Origin of the sequence: Nonomuraea zeae (genome assembly GCF_005889725.1) — a bacterium.
Taxonomy (GTDB): domain Bacteria; phylum Actinomycetota; class Actinomycetes; order Streptosporangiales; family Streptosporangiaceae; genus Nonomuraea; species Nonomuraea zeae.
The window spans coordinates 1-21,118 of record NZ_VCKX01000159.1; the positions used below are offsets into that span (position 1 = coordinate 1).

Sequence of the window (21,118 nt, forward strand, 5' to 3'; positions counted from 1 at the left end):
GCCCCGGCCCCCCACCGCCAGCCACCACGGCGCCACCCACACCTTCCACATCCCCCCAACCCTGCACCACCACCTGCACGAACTGGCCCGCACCACCAACACCAGCCTGTTCATGATCCTGCAAGCCGCCACCGCCACCCTGCTCACCCGACTCGGCGCAGGCACCGACATCCCCCTCGGCACCCCCATCGCCGGACGAACCGACCACACACTCGACCACCTCATCGGATTCTTCGTCAACACCCTCGTCCTACGCACCGACACCAGCGCCAACCCCACCTTCCACCAACTCCTGCACCGCATACGCCACACCAACCTCACCGCCTACGACCACCAAGACCTCCCCTTCGACCAACTCGTCGAACTCCTCAACCCCACCAGATCCATGGCCCGACACCCCCTCTTCCAAGTCATGCTGGCGCTCCAGAGCACCGGCCGAGGCGCGTTCGCCATCGGCGACCTTGAGATCGAGCTTGAGCCGGTGGACATCCCCACCGCGCCGTTCGACCTGACGTTCAGTCTCACCGAATGCCATACGGTGGAAGGGGCGCTCGACGGCATCCACGGCGTGGTCAATTACGCGACGGACCTGTTCGACCGGGAGAGTGTGGAAACGCTCGCCACCCGGCTGATCCGCATCCTCGAAGCGGCGACCGCCCACCCAGAGCAACCGATCGGCGACATCGACCTGCTATCCCCCAAGGAACGCGAACAGGTCCTCACCACCTGGAACGACACCGCCGCCCCCGTACCGGATGCCACCCTCCCGGACCTGTTCCAAGCACAAGCAGCCCGCACCCCCGACAACATCGCGATCATTCTCGACGACACCCAACTGACCTACGCCGAACTCAACACCCGCGCCAACCAACTCGCCCACCACCTCATCTCCACCGGCACCGGACCCGAAGACATCATCGCCCTGGCCCTGCCACGCGGCATCGACATGATCACAGCGCTCCTCGCCGTACTCAAAACCGGAGCCGCCTACCTGCCCATCGATCCCGAACACCCAACCGACCGCATCACCCACATACTCGACGACGCACGCCCCACGTTCGTCATAACCACCGACACCACCATCGGCCCCCACCTGGCCCACATCCGACTGGCACACCTGCGCACCGCGCTCGGCCGGCAGCCCATCACCGATCCGACAGACTCGGATCGCACCGCGCCGCTGACCGGATCGAATCTCGCCTATGTCATCTACACCTCCGGCTCGACCGGCAAGCCCAAGGGCGCGGCGATCCCGCACGCGGCCGTCGTCAACCACACCTCCACCTACGGCACGCTGCCGGGCGACCGGGTCCTGCAGTACACCTCGCCCCATTTCGACCCGGCCGTGGCGGAGACCTTCATGGCTCTGCTGGCCGGCGGAACGCTGGTGCTGCCGCCGGCCGAGCGGCTGGCGGGTGTGGAGCTGGTTGACTTCCTCCGGGACGAGGAGATCACCCACGCCCTCATCCCCGCCGCCGTGCTGCCGGGGATGCCTGTCACGCCCCTGCCGGCTCTGCGCACGGTGTTGGTCGGTGGTGAGGCGTGCCCGCCGGAGGCGCTCGCTCGCTGGTCGCCGGGGCGTAGCCTGTTCAACGCCTACGGTCCGACCGAGACCACCATCTATGTCACGTTGAGCGGACCACTCGAGGGCGAGGCCGCGGCACCGCTCGGCCGCCCGCTGCCCAACGTCCGGGCGTATGTGCTGGACGAGCGTCTGGGCCCGCTACCCGTGGGCGCCACCGGCGAGCTGTACATCGCGGGCCTCGGACTCGGGCGCGGCTACGTGAACCGGGCGGACCTCACGGCGTCGCGGTTCGTGGCAGATCCGTTCGGCTTGCCAGGAAGCCGGATGTACCGCACCGGCGACCTCGTGCGATGGAGGACCGACGGACAGTTGGAGTTCGTCGGCCGCGCCGACCACCAGGTCAAGGTGCGCGGGTTCCGCATCGAGCTCGGCGAGATCGAGGCTGTGCTCGGCACACACCCCGGAGTGCGGCAGGCTGTGGTCGTGGTGCGCGAGGCCAGGCCAGGCGACAAGCGCGTTGTCGCTTACGTTGTCCCCACCAGCATGGACTGGTCGGGGCTGCGCGAATTCGCCGCGACGCGTCTGCCCGACTACATGGTGCCTTCGGCGTTCGTGGAGCTGGACGAACTGCCGTTGACCGCGAACGGGAAGGTCGACCGGCAAGCGCTCCCCGCTCCCGGCGCGATCGTCGTCGCGGATGCGCGAGGTCCGCGTTCAACGCGCGAGGAGGTCCTGTGCCGCCTGTTCGCCGAAGTCCTCGATCTGCCGGCCGTGGGCATCGACGACGGGTTTTTCCAGCTTGGCGGGCACTCGCTGCTGGCGACGCAGCTCGTGGGGCGTATTCGATCCGCCCTGGACGTGGACCTCTCCCTGCGGGAGGTGTTCGAACACCCCACCGTGGCCACGCTGTCCGCGCATCTGGATCTCGAAGGGGCCGCCACCGCGTCGACGGCGATCCTGACGCTGCGGCCTGGTGGGAGTCGTCCACCGCTGTTCTGCGTCCATCCTGCGACGGGCATGGGGTGGAGCTTCGCCAGGCTTCTGCCGTACATCGAGCCGGACCGCCCGCTCTACGCGTTGCAAGCGCGTGGGCTCACCGGGAACGAACCGCTCCCATACAGCCTGGAAGAGATGACACGGGACTACATCGACCAGATCCGGGCCGTCTATCCGTCCGGTCCCTACCACCTTCTCGGCTGGTCGTTCGGCGGCACAATGGCGCACGCCATGGCGAGCGAGCTGCAGGACAAGGGCGAGGAGGTCGGCCTGCTCGCGATGCTCGACTCGTTCCCCAGCAGCGTGATGCGCGCCAAGCAACCCAGTGAGGCCGAAATCGTCGCCGACGTCATGTACGACCTCGGTGGTAACCCGGAGCTCATTGACCGCGACCAGCTTGCGGCGCTCGTCGCCGTGTTCCAGAACAACGTGCGTCTCGTGGAGACGGCGCGGCCGAGGGTGTTCCAGGGGGACCTCCTCTACTTCACGGCCACGCTCGACCGCCCCGCATCGAGCCGGGCGCTCGATCTGTGGGAGGAGCACGTGGCGGGCAGTGTGGACAACTACGATGTGCCCGTCGAGCACCGCGATCTCTTGCGAGACGACGCCTTGACCATCATCGGCCACACAGTGGACGCGAAGCTCCGCGAGATCGAACGCAGTTCGATCTTGCGTGCAGACTGGTCGGGCCGGCCGTGGAGCCCGACGGCCGGATCCTGGTCACCGACGCCGTCTCCGCCTACGGAACAGGCCGGGTGATCCGGGTGGATCCGACGGCCAGGAACAAGGCGGTGCTGTCGGCCAGTCAGTTCTTCCGCGCCCCGTGGGGTATCGCCGTCGACCACAACGGCTCGATCCGGTGTCCGACCACGAGGCTTTCGGCCACAAGGGCGGGGTGATCCGCGTGCATCCGCAGACGGGAGATCAGACGAAGGTCAGTGCCGGGGCATGCTGGCCAGTCCGGTCATGATCGCGCTCGTGCCGCAAAGCGAACACCGGATCGACTCCCCCGCGCCGGCCATGAGCGGCGGCATCCGCGCACGCTGATACCGCTCCGGCCGGTGTCCGTCCATCTCTACGTCGCGGGGGAAGCCATGGGCAACAACACGTTGAGACAAAGCCAGTACTGGGACCACGACCTGTACACCCCCGCCTCGGTGCCACCGGGAACGGTGAGAGCCACACGGACATGCACCACAAGCGGAGGGGCGACCGCCGCGCCGTTCCATCGTTGGGCCGCCAGTCAGTCCGCGCCCGGCCAAGGCACTTGGAGTGGGTCGGAGGTCAGGAAGGTGCCCACGAACCGCACGGGGCAACAGCTTCAGGGCGACTCCCAACCGCATGCGCTCGCCCCGCCACTTCGCGATCAGCTCATGATCGACCTCACCCAGCGTGAGGTGCCTAGCAGATTCCGGATAGTCGGCTACATAAGCTGACAGAAGTCTGGAAGAGGTAGGTGCGTGACGAGGCGTCGTAGGCAGTTCTCGCTGGAGTTCAAGGAAGAAGCCGTCCGCATGGTGTTGGAGGGCGATCGGACGGTCGCGTCGGTGGCGCGGGAGTTCGACATCAACGCCAGCACTCTGGGCAGTTGGGTGAACCGGCATCGGATCGCGAGCGCGCAGGAGGAGCGGCCGACGGTCTCGGGGCCGGAGCGGGCGCGGATCCGGGAGCTGGAGCGGGAGAACGCCGAGCTGCGGGAGAAGTTGATCTTCCTGAAAAAAGCAGCCGCCTTCTTCGCGTCCGAGACGCGATGACGCTCGCCAAGTACGAGCTCATCGACGCGGAGAAGGCCCGTCACTCGATCGCGCGGATGTGCCTGGCTGGGCGTGTCCCGCTCGGGCTTCTACGAGTGGCGTGAGCGGCCGGCCTCGGCCACCGTGCAACGCCGGGCGCTGCTGGCCGCCCTGGTCGCCGAGATCTTCGCCGGCTCGCACGAGACCTACGGCTACCGGCGGGTGCACGCCGCCCTGGCTCGCCGTGGCGAGCACTGCTCGGCCGAACTGGTGCGCGCCGTGATGCGGGAGCAGGGCCTGGTCCCGGCTCAGGTGCGTGCGTTCCGGCCCGTCACAACGGTGCAGGGCGACTTCTGTGGCATCCCCGACCTGGTCGGTCGTGACTTCACCGCCGCCCGTCCAGGCGTCAAGCTGGTCGGCGCCATCACCTACGTCCGCACCTGGGAGGGCTTCCTCTACCTGGCCACCGTGATCGACTGCCGCAGCAAGGCGGTGCTGGGCTGGGCGATGGCCGACCACTACCGCACCAGCCTGGTCAAAGACGCCATCCGGATGGCCGCCGGCACCGGCCTGCTCCAGCCCAATGCGGTGTTCCACACCGACCGCGGCTCGAACTACACCAGCGACGAGTTCGGCCGCTTCCTGACCGGCCTGGACATCCGCCGCTCGGTCGGCCGCACCGGCGTCTGCTGGGACAACGCGATGGCCGAGCGCGCCACCGACGCGACCGTCCGATCGCCCTCCAGCACCATGCGGACGGCCTCATCCTTGAACTCCGGCGAGAACTGCCTACGACGCCTCGTCACGCACCTACCCCTTCCAGACTTCTGTCAGCTTATGTAGCCGACTGTCCGGAATCTGCTGGGCACCTCAAGGTTCATCGCCCTGGTCGTTCGTCTTGCTGTGATGGTGAAGGCGAGGCGGCCGGTGTTTGGCGGTGGGCAAGGATCTTCGGGTGGCGCGTGCCCCGGCCACCGTAGAGGAACTGGAGGCGCTGGAGACTGACGTGCTGGCCGGGTTCGTGCTGGCCCGGGCGGCGGCGGGGTGGTCGGACGGCACGATCTCCTCGGATGTGTGTTGCACCTGAAGCACCCTCTCCCCTGCCCCTTGCGTAGGCTCTGGCAGATCTGCTCATCGCCCCAGCGCTTGTTCGGGCATCTCAGGAGTGCATAGGTCGTTGACAACAATCACTGGTGCACACCTTGTGTCTCCCGACCGATGTTCTCGCCGTCAGCGTCCGGCACAATGCGGACATGCGGGTCCTCATGGCCGACGAAGTGACGGCCGCACTATCGTTGTGGGAGCTCATTGACGCGATTGAGCAATCGTTCCGTGAGCATGCAAGCGGCGTCCTGCCCGGTCCGGAGCGGCTCGATAGTTATCTCGAAGATGGGGAGTTCCATGTTAAGGCCGGGCACAGCTCCGGCTTTTTCGCGGTCAAGGCCAACAGTGCGTTCTTTGGCAATCCGCCACAGCGACCTGCAATACAAGGGGTGTTACTGCTGTTCGACAGCAGCACCGGCGAACCGATAGCCGCCTTGCATTCCGGCACGGTTACCGCGCTGCGAACCGCCGCCGCAAGCGCGGTAGCGGCGAAGTTGCTCGCGCCGCAAGACTCCGACACGCTCGGTGTGCTGGGCGCGGGCGAGCAGGCCTGGCAGCACGCCCGGGCGCTGACAGCCGTGCGCCCTGTGCAGTTGGTCCGAGTCTGGGCGCGGCGACCAGACGCGGGTCAGGCGTTGGCGGCCCGCATTCGTGACGAGCTTGGGATGGCATGCGAGACGGTGGACTCGGCCCAGGCGGCAGCACGGTCATCCATGGTGGCCACGTGTACCCCTTCTTCGTCCCCTTTGCTCCAGGCCGGTGACCTCCTGGCAGGGTCCTTCGTCGCCGCGGTTGGGGCTGACAGCGCGTACAAGCAGGAGCTGAGTGGCGAGCTGACCGCTAGTTGCGCGGTGGTTCCAGACCTGCTGGAGCAGGCGCTGGCGGTCGGTGAGCTGCACCACGCGGTGGGCCGAGGGGTGATGGCGTCTGCTGACGTGCTCGGTGAACTCGGTGAATTGCTGACCGCCTCTGATCCTTCCGCGCTCGCGGCGAAGGCGCGCGGCAGGTCAATTCTGTTCGACTCCACCGGCACCGGATTTGAGGACGCCGCGGCGGCGGCGATGGCAGTCAGAGTTGCGGCCTCATGACTGCACAGCGGTGGGCGCCCGTCCTGACGCTGGATGAGTTGTACAGCGCACAACGCACTCTTGAGGGAGTGGCTCACCGGACGCCCGTCATGCGGTCCACGACTCTTGACTCACTGGCCGGCGGACGGGTCTTCCTCAAATGCGAGTCCTTCCAGCGCTCGGGATCGTTCAAGTTCAGGGGTGCATACACCTTCCTGCACCGAATGCCGAGGTCTGAGGTCGAAAAAGGGGTCTGTACCGTGAGCTCCGGCAATCACGCTCAGGCGGTCGCTCTCGCTGCCAAGCAGCTCGGCCTGCGTGCAGCCGTTCTCATGCCGGACGACGCGCCGGCTGTCAAGCGTGAAGCGACTCTGCACTACGGCGCCGAGATCGTGGAGTACGAGCGGTTGTCGCGGCCGCAGGCGCTTGCGGGGGAGGACTTCGCCGCTGAACGAGGTCTGCCGTTCGTGCCGGCCTACGATCACCCGACGATCGCGGCAGGTGCTGGGACGGCGGTACTGGAGCTCCTCGAAGAGGTGAACCAGCTGGACCAGCTGATTGCGCCGATCGGCGGCGGCGGTGGCATCAGCGGCTACGCCGCCGCAGTCAAGCGCCTGTTCCCGGCTTGCCGGGTAATCGGAGTGGAGGCCGCTGCCTCCGCGGTTACCAAGCGCTCGTTGGAAGCGGGTCGCAGGATCGAGGTTCCGCTGCAGCCTCACATTGCCGACGGGCAAATGCTCACCACGCCGGGCGAGTGGACTTTCGAGGCCATGCGCTCGCTGCTGGACGACGTTGTGCTTGTTGACGACACGGAGATCCTCACGGCGATGGCGTTCCTGTTCGACCGCATGAAGCTGGTGACTGAGCCGAGCGGTGCTATCGCGGTCGCGGCCCTGCTCGCGGGCCGGGCAAGCGCGGCAGGTGGTCGTACCGGAGTCATCATCAGCGGTGGGAACGTTGGCCTTGACCGGTTCGTGGCCTTGATGGGCGCCGAGCTCAATGGGCGTCGCTGATCGCCCGGAGGCGCAGGTGAAGCATGGCCGCGAACCGCGCCTCCGCGTTATCCATGTCGATGCCGCTGACCTCCCGGATGCGCCGCAATCGGTAGCGGAAGGTGTTCGGGTGCACGTGGATTGCCTGGGCGGCGCTCACGACGTCGCCGAAGCTGTCCAGCCATGCCGTCAGCGTCTCGGTGAGCTGCGCGTCATGCTGAGCGTCGTATTCCACAAGTCTCATCACGGGGACCGACGGGATCCACGAGTCGCCTTTCAAGCTCGGGACGAGTTCTATGAGCAAGGCCTGCAGATGTACGTCCCGCAGGCATGCGGCGCGTCGCTTGACAGGTGTCGAGCGCAGCACCCGCAGGACGCGCTCGGCGTCCCGCTTCGAATCAGGAAGCTCGTATACCGTCTCGACAACGCGGCCCACGCCTATCTTCGCGCTCGGGCGATCACCGAGTCGCTCAAGAAACTGCTCGGCGGTCCGCACGAAATCCTCTGGCGTCCCATGGCCACGGGGAGTCGGGACTATCGCGTAAACGATGCGGCCTAGAACGACGACCGCCGATCCCGTATGCAGGGCTGTCAGGTGCAGCGACAGCGCGTCGGCTACCCGCTGCAACTTCCGCTCTCCCGCCGCCAGCATAGAGGGACCAGCCGCGAGCGGGGGGTCGGCGAGTTGGAGGGCGAGCACGGTAGCCGCGTTCCGCCTGAGGCCAAGCTTGTCAGCGGCTTCCAGCGCCGAAGTACCGCCTTCCAGGACGGTGGACACCAAATCGGCGTGCAACCGCCGCTTCGCGTCCGCACCGGCGCGCATTCGTAGCATGTGCAGGGCTACCAGGTTCGCAGCATCGGCGAAGGCTTGTTCGCGTTCGAGGCTGAAGGGGCCCTTCACCACAGCCCACATCGATCCGATCAGCTCGTCACCTGCCCGAATTGCGATCGCGACGCGCGGCAGGCGCAGGTCCCTGCCGGGCAGAGTAGCGGGGTCGACGTAAATCGGGCCATGCCCCTCGTACAGGCGCTGAAAGACGCCCTTGGCGGTCATAGCCTCAGTGAATCGGGACGGCACCTGCCGGTCGAGTACTGTCGCGATCCGCGCATCGTCGGCCTCATCTTGATGTCCCGAGAACGCCACGACCCGGAACTCTCGATCTTCGATCGTGATGGGCGCGCCGACCATCGAGCTCACGGCGTTAGCCAGGGCGAACAGGTCTCCTGCGCCGATCGCGGCCTCCTCGTCGCGATCGTGTCCACCGATGTCTCCCTCCGCCAGCAGCGTTCGCAGCAGTGCCGCGAGCTGCGACCAGGATGCTCCTCGGGTAAGACCAAGCAGGACTGTGTCGGTGCCTTTCAGCGCGAGTCGCGTCTTCTCTCCGATCTGATCGGAGGAGCGAATGATCAATCCGGCGGGTTCGTGCTCACGTATGGCGTGCAAGACTTTCGCCACGGTCTTATCGCCGGCCACGCCTACACCCAGGACGATCGCCCGTTTGGGCATGGGCGGCGGATCCAGCGGATCGTAGATCACGACGCCGTGCACGGTGCCGACGGAGAGAGGGTCGCCGACCGCCACGTCCAGGAGGGTCGTGCCGAGATGGCGCAGCACCCGTGCCATCGTCACATCCCTGCGGGATGACGATGTCAGCTGCTTGGGGTTCATTTCAGGTGTGATATCGGCGATAGTCATCACCTTCCCAGGTCGATCGGCGCCATCGGCGTCGCTAGGGGGAAGAAGCAGGCCGCCCCGGTACTGTGGTCTCGGGTCGGCGCCGACACGCGGCAGGCAACACGCTCGGGATGAGCGGCAGGTCCGCGCGGGCAACGCGGGTGGAACCGGCAGCCCGAGGGCGGCTGGTGTGGATCAGCAGGTTCCTGTGCCAGGGTTGCGGCTGCGGTGCGCAGCCCTGTGACTCGATGCGACGGCCGGTCTTCAATGGTGGGTACCGCCTCAAGGAGGCTCGCGGTGTAGGGATGCCGTGGAGCTGTGGTTATGCGGTCAACCGGTGCCACCTCGACGATTTGGCCACAATACATGACGGCTACGACGTCGGAGACGTATCGCACCGCAGCCAGATTGTGCGAGATGAACAGTACCGTCAGGCCGAGCTCCGCCTGCAGGGTCCGGAGAAGGTTCAGCACTCCGCCCTGCACCGAGGCATCAAGGGCGGAGGTTATCTCGTCCGCAATCAGCACATCCGGGTTGGCCGCCAGTGCCCGCGCCAGCGCGACCCGCTGCCGCTGTCCTCCGGACAGTTCCCTGGGGAGAGAGTCATGCAGGCGTGCCTCCAGGCCGACGAGGCGCAGCATGCGATCTGCCTCGGCTGTGCGCTGGCGGCTTCGGATATCGGTTCTGCTGAGCAGGCCCTGCTTGACCGCCGATCCGGCAGTCATCCGTGGATCCAGCGATGCGGCTGGATCTTGGAAGACCAATTGGACCCGTCTGCGATCAGGGTGCCCGAGCCGCTGGCCGGTGATGTCCTTGCCGCCGAGGTGAATACGACCTGATTCCGGTCGGAGGAGTCCGGCGATGGCGCGAGCCAGCGTCGACTTCCCAGATCCCGACTCGCCGACAAGGCCGACGGTCGTGCCCCCGGGTACGGTGAGGTTCACGCAGTCGACGGCGGTGAGTGCATTGAACCGCACGGTCAGATCGCGGATGTCAAGATCCGTACTCATGAAGGCTCCTCGGCGAGCTGTGGTTGCCAGCAGGCCACCCGGTGCTCGGGTGCAAGTGGTGCGAGTTCGGGTTCCTCTTCACGGCAGCGCTGATCGGCATGGGTGCAGCGAGGGGCAAAGGGGCAGCCCGCCGGCATCGCTTGCGGATCGGGGGGAGCGCCGGGAATGGTCGGCAGCGGCCGCGATCGATCGGTGGCCAGGTTGGGCACGCTCTCGAGAAGTGCTCTGGTGTACGGGTGCGCGGCGCTTGATGAAAGGGTTGAACTCGGCAGCTCCTCAACGATCCGGCCCGCGTAGATGACGATCATCCGGGATGCCAGCCCGCTGACGGTGGCGACGTCGTGGCTGATCAGCATCACGGCGGCAGCGTGCTGAACCGCAACGTCAGCTATGAGGTCGAGGATCTGCTTCTGCACGCTGACGTCGAGTGCGGTTGTCGGCTCGTCGGCCAGGATGACTCGCGGTTCTGCCATCAGTCCCATGCCGATGATGGCTCGCTGGCGCATGCCGCCGGAGAACTCGTGGGCGTACTGCCGTGCCCTGCGTTCGGGCGCCGGGATCTTGACGGCTGCCAGCCGGTCGACGGCCTGTTGGTGCGCGACTCGCCGGTCGGCTCGTGCGTGAACCTCGGCCACCTCCGCCAGTTGGCGTCCGACGCGCAACGCTGGGTTCAGTGCGGTAAGCGGGTCTTGGAACACCATTGCCAGACGGCCGCCGAGAAGGCGGCGTTGCTCGCTCGCTCTGAGAATACGTAGATCCTTCCCCGCGAACTCCATCACCTCTGCTGTTACGCGAAAGGGGGGCGACAGTAGCTGAGCTACCGCCAATGCGGTGAGGCTTTTGCCGGATCCTGACTCGCCGACCATTCCGACGATCTCGCCCGGGGCGAGGTTCAGCGTTACGTTTCGCACCAGCTGAACCGGACCGTTGGGCCCCTCGGCCGCGATGGAGAGGTTGACTGCGCGCAACGCCGGGGAGTTCGTGTTTTCCTCATCACTCGACGGGCCGGCGGCGACGGTGACAGAACGATGATCGACGGGACGGCGCCTCGCGTGCCCTGACGGAGCCGCCCCAAGGGTCGTCGTCCAGAACTCACCGAGCATGGTGAAGGTGACACCAGCGACCAGAATGGCAAAGCCCGGAGCAAGGGCGGCGGCTGGGTTGATGTAGATGCGATCCACGCCCTCGTTGAGCAACTGTCCCCAATCGTAGGCGGGCAGTTGGACGCCGAAGCCGAGGAACGACAACCCGGCGAAAGACAGCAGGCTGCTGCCGACAGAGACTGTCGCTGCAACGACGAGCGGTCCAGCAATATTGGGCACGATGTGCCTGCCGATGATGCGGATCCTTCCTGCACCGAGCATCCGCGCCGCATCGACGTACTCGGCCCTCTGCACCGACGCGACGAGGGTGTGGGTGAGGCGGGCGATGCTCGGGGCCATCGCGAGAGCCAGCGCCAGTACGGCGCCACGCGCGCCCACACCGAAAATCACCGCCAGGAACAACGCCAGCAGCAGACCAGGCACGGCCACCATCACATTAATGAACGCGATCAGCAGACGACCGGCACGACGGCCGAGCACGGCGGGGGCGGAGCCGACCAGAACGCCAAGGCCCACGCCAAGACACGTGGTAAGCAGGGCGAGCCCAAGGGACAACCTGGTGGCGACCAGCACCCTGGCCAGGACGTCTCGCCCGGCACCATCTGTACCGAGCCAGTGCTCCGCGGACATGCCTGCGCGCATTCCGTCGATGTCGCGAGCGGTCGCCGCGTCCTGGAGAACCTGGGGTGCGAGTGCAGTTACGGCAAGCAGCAAGGCAAGCAGGCTGACGGCGGCGAGTGCCGATGGCGCGCGTAGCAGGTTGGTCCATCGGGTGCGCCTGGCCATCCTCACCCCTCTCGCAGCGCTGATCGAGGATTGACCATGACGATCAGCACGTCGACCAGGAAATTGATCAGCAAGACGGCGCCTCCGAAGACCAGTGCCAGAGTCTGGACGATCGGATAGTCCTTGGCGGGTACGGCTCTTGCCAGTTCGGTTCCCAGACCAGGCCACGCGAAGACGTTTTCCACCAGCACGGTGCCCGATAGCAGGCCGCCGAGCAGCAGCCCGGACCAGGTCAATGTCGAGGTGAGCAGATTCGGCAGGGCGTGCCGGAGATAAAGCAATCGGCTGGGCAGCCGCTTGCTCCGTGCTGTACGCATGAAGTCCTCGCCCAGCACCCGCAGCGTCTCAACACGAATCAGACGGCAGATCACCGCCAACGGGCCGATGGAAAGGGCGAGAACCGGCAGAACGTAGCTGCGTGCACCGGCGCCGGCAGCGGCCGGCAGCCAATCGAGCAGAACGGCGAAGACGGCGATCAGCGCAACTGCCAGCAGAAAGTCGGGTATGGCGCCGAGCGCTCCCGTCGCGCCGTTGAAGCCGAGTTCGGCGCGGGGTCGGCGACCGTGCTGCGTGAGGACGGCCGCCGTCATTCCGATCGGCACAGCCAGCACCATGATGAGCAGGAAGGCATACAGAGCCAGTTCCAGGGTGGGAGCGAGCCGCTGCTCGACAACCTCAGCGGCGGGCAGGCCGCTCACCATCGACACCCCGAGATCGCCTCGCAGGAGTCCGGAGAGGAAATCTGCGTACTGCTGCCACAACGGCTGGTCGAGCCCCAGCAATTGACGGCGGCTCTCGATAAGCTCCGGCGACGCCGTCTGCCCGAGTGCTGCGCGAACAGGATCGCCAGGTATCACGTGAATGATCGCGAAGACGGCTGTCAGGAGTACGAACACCGAGATCAGAAGTCGGCTTATTCGACGTACGAGAAACCTGGCCCAGGTGCTGGCCGAGCTCATCAGCTCGCCCGCGGCTGCAAGCTGGTCGGAACCAGTCCGAAGGCTGTCGACTCGAATGAGTAGCCGCGGCCCCATACGGGGTAGACCTTGCCCACATAAGGCACCACGTCAGCGTGCTTGATCAGTGCGGCCTCAGCTTTCGCCCATAGATCACAGCCAGCTGCTCCGGGTAGCGTGCCGGCTTGTGCAGCGGCCTTCTCATACTCGGCGTTGTCCAGGTGCGCGAAATTGGTGCCTCCCTTGCTGGGCGGCGGGCCGGACAAGAAGGGAACAAGCTGGCTGGGCAGTTGGGCTTGCAGGGGACTCCAGGAGATGTCCCAAGCCGCGGTGTCGAAGAGGGTGGCGTTGATCTCGGCAGGGATCTTCGGGATCGGCTTCACCTCGGCGCCGATCGCCTTCCACTGCTCGATGGCCAGTTCGGAGGCTGTGGCCCGATTTTGCTCCGTCGAGGTGAGCAGATCGAGGGAGAGACTCTTGCCTTCCTTCTGCCGGACTCCGCGCTCGCCGACCTTCCATCCGGCCTCCTCCAGCAAGGCCTTGGCTGCCGAGGCATCGTGCGTCGGAAGATTTCCCGTAACGGTGTCGGCGGTGCAGACTCGCGGCTCGAGGGTGATCATCCCTGTGGGTTGTGAGTCGTAGCCGCCCGTCAGCACCTTCCCGATCGCGCGGAGGTCGAGAGCCATGGTCAGCGCGCGGCGGACTCGTTCATCGGCCGTCGCCCGTCCGGGCGCCTGGTTGTAGAAGATTTCGCCGTCGATGTTACGTACGTCGTGCCTGAAGAGACCTTGCGTACTCAGCCGGTCGCGATCCGGGCCGGCGACTGAACCGATATTGACGTCGCGGGACAACAGCAGATTCGCAGTCGTCGTCTCGTTCTCCACTACCCGGAAGATCACGGTCTTTGGTAGGTGGTGGGTCGAAACACCGCCCGGCCCCCAGGCGTAGCCGTCGCGCAGCCGATAGGTGTAACGATCATTTGGCACGGCGGCGGTCAGAACGTACGGGCCGGATCCCAGCGTCTTTCCCGTCAGGCTGTTCCGGTCGGACATGCCCGCCTTACACACGATCGGTACCGTGGCCAAGCCCTCCAGGAAGAAGGCGACCGGTGCTTTCGTGTCTGTCGTCACCGTGCCTGCCGTATCGTCACCGGCGACCTTGAGCTTTGCCGGGATCGACAGTCCGAGCAGTGGCGATCCGTTTGCGGGGTTCGAGGCGAACTTCAGGTTGTCAGCCACCAGTGTCGCTGTGATCGGCGACCCATCGGCGCAGGTCACACCCTTCTTCAGGGTGAAGGTGTGGGACGTCCCCGACGGAGTCCAGGTACTCGCGAGCCCCGAGACGACCTTACCTGTGCTATCGACATGTACGAGCGAGTCGTAAGCGAAGCGTGCCAGTTCGAAGGCTGACGAGCGCGACGTTTTGTGAGGATCAAGACTTCCGGGATCCTCCCTGACCGCGATCGTCACCGTCTCCGTGGCCGTCCCCCCTCGGTCGGCGCCGGCGCTGCAACCTGCAGACGCGGCAATTACGGCCGCCATTCCGAGCACAATCCCAGCCGTCCGCATAACGCCTCCAAACGACGCGAGAGGCACCAGTATGTGAGTGGGGAAGATGGCAGTCTTCGTCCGAAGACCCAACGGATCCCGCACATCGTGGTTGCGTCGCACCACATGATGAACAGGGACAGCTTTCATTGAGATCATCTAGCTGCCGCTGTCGAGACCCGTATCCCCCACGACTGTCGCTCAGAACATAGATCGGTGGCGAAACGTTGTACCGGCCACCGAAGACACGACATCACGTCGCGCGGACCATCGTGTCATGCCTCCTCGACGCCTCCGCCTGACCGATATCCTCGCGCTTGGCAGTCCTGGTGACCCGGCGCTTTCGCCGGATGCCGCCACGGTCGCCTACGTTCTCAGCACGCCAGACGCAACTGAGGATCGCGACCGCCGCGAGCTGTGGCTTGTCGATACCGTCGCGGGTGAGCGGCGCCGGCTCACGCATGGCCCCCATGACACGGCCCCCGCCTGGTCGCCAGATGGCACCCGTCTGGCGTTCCTGCGTGGTCGCGGAACGGACCGGCAAGTCTGGCTCGTTGCCGTCGGCGATGACGGTCCAGTCCAGGCGACCGATCTGCCGCTGGGCGCGGGCAAGCCGGTTTGGAGCCCGGACGGCACGCGCATCGCCTTCACCGCGGCTGTAGGAGCCGAAGACGGGCCCTCCTCTCCCCTACTCGTCGACAACCTCGGCTTCAAGATCGACGGTGTCGGATATTTCGGTAATCGGCGCGGTCAAGTGCACGTGCTCGAGGTCGCGACCGGCTCGCTGACACAGGTGACGGATCAGGACTGGCATGCCGGCACGCCTGCTTGGTCTCCTAGCGGGGATGCGCTCGCCTTCCCCGCGGTAAGCCTGCTTGCCGCCGAACCGGCCACGGCATCCGCCGCGTACGTACTGTCCTTGCAAGAACAAGGGCCGCCTCGCCGGGTTGGGAACCGGGACGGCATCGTCGAATGCGTGACGTGGTTCCCCGATGGGCACGCTCTACTGGTCGTCGGCAACACGGTGGTGGAAAGCGCACCGTCCCGCCTCCTGCGGGTGGAGATCGCCGATGGCGAAACTACTGACTTGACGCCCGCCTTCGACCTCAACGTCATGCCGGGCAGAGTCGGCTACCCCGGTGCTGCTCCGGCGTTCGCCGACGGATCAATTCTCTTCTGTGCGCGAACGGCCGGCTACACCGTCCTGTTCCGGCTGGACAAGGGCGCCGCGGACCCGGTGCCGCTGACCCTGGGGGATGCGGTGATCGCCGGCATGTCCGTCGGCGCTGCCGGGGGCAAGACGGCCGTCGTGCTCAGCACACCCACCGCGTATCCAGAGGTGGCGGTCGTTGGTCTTGCCGATGGCGCGACCAGCACCATCACGAGGCACGGAACCGTAAGTCTTCCGGATGTCGAACTCTTCGAGCCTGAACCGCGCGCCTTCAGCCTCAGCGACGGAACCACGGTCCCTGGGTGGCTGCTGCGCGCTCCTGACACCGCTGGACCCGCACCGTTGCTGCTCGACATCCACGGAGGGCCGCACAACGCATGGAGCGGAGCCGTTGACCCGGCGCACGCCTACCACCAAGTCCTTGCTGCGGCCGGCTGGAACGTGCTCCTGCTCAACCCGCGCGGCAGTGACGGATACGGTCGCGACCATTATCGTGCGGTCAACCACGCCTGGGGCGAGTCCGACGAGAGCGATCTGCTCGAGCCCCTCGATCAACTCATCGACGCCGGACTCGCGGATCCCGACAGGGTGTGCGTCGCCGGATACAGCTACGGCGGCTTCATGACCTGCCACCTGACCACGCGATCCCAGCGGTTCCGCGCCGCCGTGGCGGGTGGAGTTGTCAGTGACGCCTTCTCCATGGCAGGGACCTCTGACATGGGTGCAGCGCTGGCAAAATTCGAGTTCGGTGCCCTGCCGCAGGAGGACGCACCGCGACTCCGATCGCTGTCGCCGATCAGCCGCGTCCGTCAGGTGAGCACGCCGACACTCATCCTGCATGGGCAGGCCGACGATCGCAGCCCGCTCGGCCAGGCGGAACAATGGTTCACAGCACTGCGGCAACTCGGTGTCGACACGCGGCTGGTCGTCTACCCCGGCGCCACCCACACGTTCACGCTCGACGGCCGGCCGTCACACCGGCTGGACTACCAGACACGACTGGTCGAGTGGCTCACAACGCGGAGCGAACCGGCTGCAGCCGGCCGGCAAACCATGGCTACAGCTGAACGCAGGCCCGCCGCAGACTGGGGCGATCGGCTCGCGCGAGTTGCCCGCGAATGTGACGTTCCTGGCGCCGTACTCGGCATACTCACGCCTGCTCCCAACGGTCGCAGCGACATCGTCACAGCGGCGTACGGCGTACTCAACCGCGACACCGGTGTGCGCACCACCACCGACTCGCTCTTTCAGGTCGGCTCCATTACCAAGATCTGGACTACCAGCGTCCTCATGCGCCTCATCGAGGAGGGCCTGGTGGACGTGGACACCCGGATCGCCGACGTCCTACCAGATCTTCAGCTCTCCACCGCAGAGTTGACGAAGAGCCTGACATTGCGGCACCTCCTCACTCACACCAGCGGGCTTGGCGGCGACGTGTTCGCAGACACCGGCCGCGGAGATGACTGCATCGCCCGGTTCGTCGAGCATCTGGCGAAGATCGACGCAGATCACCCGCTCGGTGCAACCATGTCCTACTGCAACTCCGGATTCGTCATCGCTGGCCGCGTCATCGAAGTGCTGACCGGTCTGAGCTGGGACGCTGCGGTGAAGCGGTATCTCATCAAGCCACTCGGACTTCGCCGTACTGTCACGCTTCCAGAAGAGGCGCTTCTCGGTCGCGCGGCGGTGGGGCACCTGCCAGGCGAGCAGGGGCAACGGCCAGCTCCGTTCTGGATGCTCCCCCGGAACTGCGGGCCTTCCGGGCTCATCACGACATCGATGGAGGATCTGCTCACCTTCGCTCGCATGCATCTGATGGCGGGGGCGTCGGACGACGGGCGAAGCATTCTGTCTCCGACGAGTGTCAAGGCGATGCAGACGGCCCAGGTGGAGATTCCCGCGCGAAGTGATCTGGCCAAGGCATGGGGCCTCGGATGGATGATCGACGACTGGGACGGCAACCTGGTGGTCGGTCACGACGGCGCGACGATCGGGCAGACCGCCTTTCTGCGGCTCCTTCCAGACAAGGGAATTGCCATCGCGCTGTTCGCCAATGGCGGCAACGTCCGCGACCTGCTTACCCGCCTCTTCGCCGATGCGGTGGCCGAGGTCGCAGGCGTGCGAATGCCGCTGGTCACCTCACCGCCAACGCCGCCGTCCGGGTCGGTTGATCACAGCCGATTCCTGGGAGCGTACGCCAGGACGGGCACGCGGATCGAAGTACTCGAGCGCGACGGACACCTGGTCATGAAGAGCACAGACACTGCCGATGTCGCGTCGACCGTCGGGCTGCCCACCACTCACGATCTGGAGATGGTGGCGGTGTCCGACGGTCTCTGTTTCGTGCGAGGGGGTTCCGGTCAGTCCTGGTCACCGGTCACCTTCTATGAACTCTCCGACGGGACCAGGTACCTGCACCATGGGTTCCGAGCCAACCGGAGAATCGGGTGATGACCGTGTCCGAGGCGTCACCGGTGGCGGTGGCGCAAAGGCGTGCCCGTGATGTCGCACGGCAAAGCGGCGTGGAGGTACGTGAACTGACCGACCCCGCTGACTTCATCGCCGCGGAGAGATTGCTCGCGCAGGTGTGGTCTACCGGCCTGGGCCATACCCCCTTGCCTCGGGAGTTGCTGTGCGCGCTGAGCTTCAGCGGCGCATACACCGCCGGCGCCTACCATGGCGAAAGGCTGGTGGGGGTAGCCGCGGGGTTTCTTGCCGACGACCGGCCGCACGGCGGCGCGGTGCACCTGCACTCGCACATCACCGGGGTGGTACCCATAGTGCGAAGCCGACAGGTGGGCTTCGCGCTCAAACTGCACCAGGGCGCATGGGCCCTCGGCCGCGGCATCGAGCTCATCAGCTGGACTTTCGATCCGCTGGTGAGCCGTAATGCGCACTTCAACCTTCACAAGTTGCGTGCGGGCGCGCGCCGCTACCTCGTGGATTTCTATGGCGAGATGTCCGACCAGGTGAACTCGGGCTGGGGAAGCGATCGCCTTCTGGCCGAATGGAGGCCCGCCGAGATCCGGACACCACAACACCTGGACATCGGCAATGGCGTGCCGGTGGCGGTCGTGCTCGACCGAGGCGCTCATGAAGAACCTCGTCCACGTTGGAGCGATGACGCCTCATTGATCGCGTGCAGGCTACCTCAGGACATCGAGCACCTGCGGCGCATCGACGCCGAACTCGCCGTCAGATGGCGGTACGCCGTACGGCAGACGTTACAGCGCGCGCTGGCCGAGAACTTCCAGATCATCGACTACGACCGCAGCCACGGCTACCTACTGCGCAAACTCTTGGCCGGCACCGGTGGCGCGGCGCCAGAGCCGGCACTCTCCGACAATTGATGACAAGGGATGACGACATGAGTCAGGTAAACATGTCTGAGCGACTGAAATATCTCTTGGGCGAAACTCGCCGCGTTGCAGGGCTCACCCTGGAGTCCGGCGAAACCTTGCCACCTGGCGTTTACACCTCACCAGAAATGTACGAGTGGGAAGTCGAACGGATCTTCAAGCGAGAATGGCTATGTGTCGCCCGCGTCGACGAGGTCCCGGCGACCGGGGACTACTTGAGCGTGGAAGTAATCGGCAGGTCCATCGTCATCACTCGAGATGAGAACGGCGCGCTGCACGCCCTTTCACGAGTCTGCCGCCACCGTTTCATGGACGTTCTTCCACCGGAGACCACGCCGCCACGGGGCAACCTTTCTCGCCTGACATGCCCTTACCATGGCTGGACGTACCGGCTGGACGGCCGGTACGTCGGACAGCTTGCCGGGGCCCCACTGATGCAAGGGGTCGACTTCGACCGCTCAACCTGCCGCCTCCCGACCTTCCCTATTGCGGAGTGGAACGGCTTTCTCTGGATAAACCTTGATCCGGACGCCGAACCCCTCGCGCCGCACCTCCAAGGTCTCACTGACAAGCTTGGAAGCTACGACTTCAGCTCCTGGATCACCGTGGACACGATGGTTTGGAAAAGCGTGGCTGCGAATTGGAAGGTGGCCCTGGAGAACGGCGCGGAAAGTTATCACCACATCGGTGCTCACGCAGCCACGTTGCAATTGCTCATGCCCGGGCAGAACACGCGTGTAGATGACGCCACCGGGCGGTGGTTCACGATGCTCAATCCGGTTTCGAAGCAGGCAGCAGCCGGCGAGGATAACGGCCACCCGGTGCTGCCCACGCTGCTTCCGCCTTGGCCAGGACTCACCCCTGAGCAGCGCTCGGGGATGATTGTTGCCGGGATCTTCCCCCAGTTCCTCTTGGCAATGACCCCCGACAACGCGGTATGGATCCGCTGGCTGCCAACAGGACCGACCACACACGACACCCAGATCAGCATCCTGATGGCACCGGAGTCGAGGGAAGCAGCAGGCTTTGAAGAAGCTCGCACGGTTTACCGCTCGCTGGTAAGCCAGGTCCAGGCGGAGGACATGGTCGTCATGCAGGGAGTTCAGCGAGGGCTCGCTGAAGCACCGAGTGGCCGTGGCCGCTTCTCTCTCCTGGAGCGCCCGCTTTGGCAATTTCAGCGCTATCTCGCCCTCATGCTCATGCCATCTGAGGCCTCCACTCAGCAGTGTAAGCAGTCAGGTGCTGCGCGTTCCGAATCTGGATGATCACGTGGTGTGATTGTCTCGGTGCGTACGCGAGGAGGCGGGCACCCGGCCTGTCAGAGGCCATCGCCGGGCGCTGCCCAAGGCGGGCGACCCCCCGAAGTTTTAGAAGTCCGATCGGTGGGACCGCTCAGCTGGACCGTCTTGACCACGGTCAACGAGCTGCGCGACCGCGAAATCACCGTCATGTCGCTGACGGAGAACTTTGTTCCGGCCATCAAAGAGGACCGGTTCATGTTCGCGGTTCTGGCCGCGGCCGCGGCCTACCAGCTCGAGCTGCGAGCCGAGCGCCAGTCCGAGGGGATCGCCACCGCCAGGCGCACCAAGCCCACATACAGCCTCCTGACAGGTCAGCACCGCGATCACGCGTACCGAGGACGCGGCGCCACGGCACGGTCGGTCAACAATGTTCGGAGTTGGGCGAACGCTTCACCGAGTTCCGCCGGCTTCTGAACGACTTGCCAGGCAGGGCCGCACAGTTGCAGGAGATGCTGCACCGCCAGGCTTCCGAGCCGCGGCAGACGTCGATCTGACCCGCACTGCTCGTGACCTTCTCAACGCTGCCCACCGCCTGGGCTGCTGCGTGCTGTATGCCCGGTCTCAGTTCCATCACATGGCCCAGCACGACCAGTTCGCTCGGCCGAGGCCCCTGCTGGAGCCGGTGGTGGCTGATCCAGACGGGCGGTCTCTGGGTTCTCCCACGCCCTGCCGACGCCGCGCGGCATGAACGGGCGAAGACCCCTTCCCCGATGTCCCTGTGGTCACCGCTCCTAGTTTCCCGCATGGACGAGTTGCGGGGAAATGCGGCAACATGGCAGTTGGACGAGGAGAA

General features: G+C 65.7%; 14 protein-coding genes and 1 pseudogene. 10 read left to right on the forward strand and 5 right to left on the reverse strand.

Annotated features, from left to right (window positions below):
* The 6 genes and pseudogenes from ETD85_RS37975 to ETD85_RS38000 form a co-directional block, all read left to right on the forward strand.
* Window positions 1–3,280: non-ribosomal peptide synthetase (locus ETD85_RS37975; RefSeq protein WP_138694664.1), on the forward strand; the 3,280-nt coding region annotated here is incomplete at its 5' end.
* Window positions 3,281–3,981: 701 nt separating this feature from the next.
* The gene (locus tag ETD85_RS37980) at window positions 3,982–4,275 is read left to right on the forward strand and encodes a transposase (protein WP_138694665.1); all 294 of its coding nucleotides are present in this window, start codon (window positions 3,982–3,984) and stop codon (window positions 4,273–4,275) included.
* A gap of 57 nt (window positions 4,276–4,332) precedes the next feature.
* A pseudogene (locus tag ETD85_RS37985) lies at window positions 4,333–5,097 on the forward strand (IS3 family transposase); the annotation flags it as partial.
* A gap of 112 nt (window positions 5,098–5,209) precedes the next feature.
* Entirely contained in the window at window positions 5,210–5,341 is a 132-nt protein-coding gene (locus tag ETD85_RS67005; protein ID WP_276617305.1) for a hypothetical protein, read from the forward strand.
* A 166-nt stretch (window positions 5,342–5,507) separates the two neighbouring features.
* The gene (locus tag ETD85_RS37995; RefSeq protein ID WP_138694667.1) at window positions 5,508–6,446 is read left to right on the forward strand and encodes an ornithine cyclodeaminase family protein; all 939 of its coding nucleotides are present in this window, start codon (window positions 5,508–5,510) and stop codon (window positions 6,444–6,446) included.
* Window positions 6,443–7,438: a pyridoxal-phosphate dependent enzyme gene (locus ETD85_RS38000; RefSeq protein WP_138694668.1), complete on the forward strand. Its 996-nt coding sequence runs from the start codon at window positions 6,443–6,445 to the stop codon at window positions 7,436–7,438. Before ETD85_RS37995 ends, ETD85_RS38000 begins: the two co-directional genes overlap by 4 nt.
* Here ETD85_RS38000 and ETD85_RS38005 read toward each other — a convergent pair.
* The 5 genes from ETD85_RS38005 to ETD85_RS38025 are packed head-to-tail and all read right to left on the reverse strand — an operon-like array spanning window position 7,422 to window position 14,416.
* A complete protein-coding gene (locus ETD85_RS38005; RefSeq protein WP_206059124.1) occupies window positions 7,422–9,113 on the reverse strand; it encodes a PucR family transcriptional regulator in 1,692 nt (563 codons plus the stop codon). The two genes, ETD85_RS38000 and ETD85_RS38005, sit on opposite strands and share 17 nt — an antisense overlap.
* Window positions 9,113–10,102 (reverse strand): ABC transporter ATP-binding protein, encoded by a 990-nt coding sequence (locus ETD85_RS38010; protein WP_138694669.1) that lies wholly within the window; start codon window positions 10,100–10,102, stop codon window positions 9,113–9,115. The genes ETD85_RS38005 and ETD85_RS38010 overlap by 1 nt, the downstream gene beginning before the upstream one ends.
* Window positions 10,099–11,991, reverse strand: coding sequence for a dipeptide/oligopeptide/nickel ABC transporter permease/ATP-binding protein (locus ETD85_RS38015; protein ID WP_138694670.1), 1,893 nt, complete (start codon window positions 11,989–11,991; stop codon window positions 10,099–10,101). The genes ETD85_RS38010 and ETD85_RS38015 overlap by 4 nt, the downstream gene beginning before the upstream one ends.
* A gap of 2 nt (window positions 11,992–11,993) precedes the next feature.
* Complete coding sequence (locus ETD85_RS38020) at window positions 11,994–13,025, reverse strand: ABC transporter permease (RefSeq protein WP_338087205.1); 1,032 nt, start codon at window positions 13,023–13,025, stop codon at window positions 11,994–11,996.
* On the reverse strand, window positions 12,950–14,416 hold the full coding sequence (locus ETD85_RS38025) for an ABC transporter substrate-binding protein (RefSeq protein WP_170247062.1): 1,467 nt from the start codon (window positions 14,414–14,416) through the stop codon (window positions 12,950–12,952). Before ETD85_RS38025 ends, ETD85_RS38020 begins: the two co-directional genes overlap by 76 nt.
* Before the next feature lie 355 nt (window positions 14,417–14,771).
* On the opposite strand from ETD85_RS38025, the gene ETD85_RS38030 reads away from it, so the two are divergent.
* From ETD85_RS38030 to ETD85_RS38045, 4 genes are all read left to right on the forward strand, one after another.
* A complete protein-coding gene (locus tag ETD85_RS38030) occupies window positions 14,772–18,116 on the forward strand; it encodes a serine hydrolase (protein WP_138694673.1) in 3,345 nt (1,114 codons plus the stop codon).
* Entirely contained in the window at window positions 18,116–19,015 is a 900-nt protein-coding gene (locus ETD85_RS38035) for a GNAT family N-acetyltransferase (protein WP_138694674.1), read from the forward strand. The genes ETD85_RS38030 and ETD85_RS38035 overlap by 1 nt, the downstream gene beginning before the upstream one ends.
* 17 nt (window positions 19,016–19,032) lie before the next feature.
* A complete protein-coding gene (locus ETD85_RS38040) occupies window positions 19,033–20,289 on the forward strand; it encodes an aromatic ring-hydroxylating oxygenase subunit alpha (protein ID WP_206059126.1) in 1,257 nt (418 codons plus the stop codon).
* A gap of 141 nt (window positions 20,290–20,430) precedes the next feature.
* Entirely contained in the window at window positions 20,431–20,739 is a 309-nt protein-coding gene (locus tag ETD85_RS38045) for a recombinase family protein (RefSeq protein WP_138694675.1), read from the forward strand.
* Window positions 20,740–21,118 lie beyond the last annotated feature (379 nt).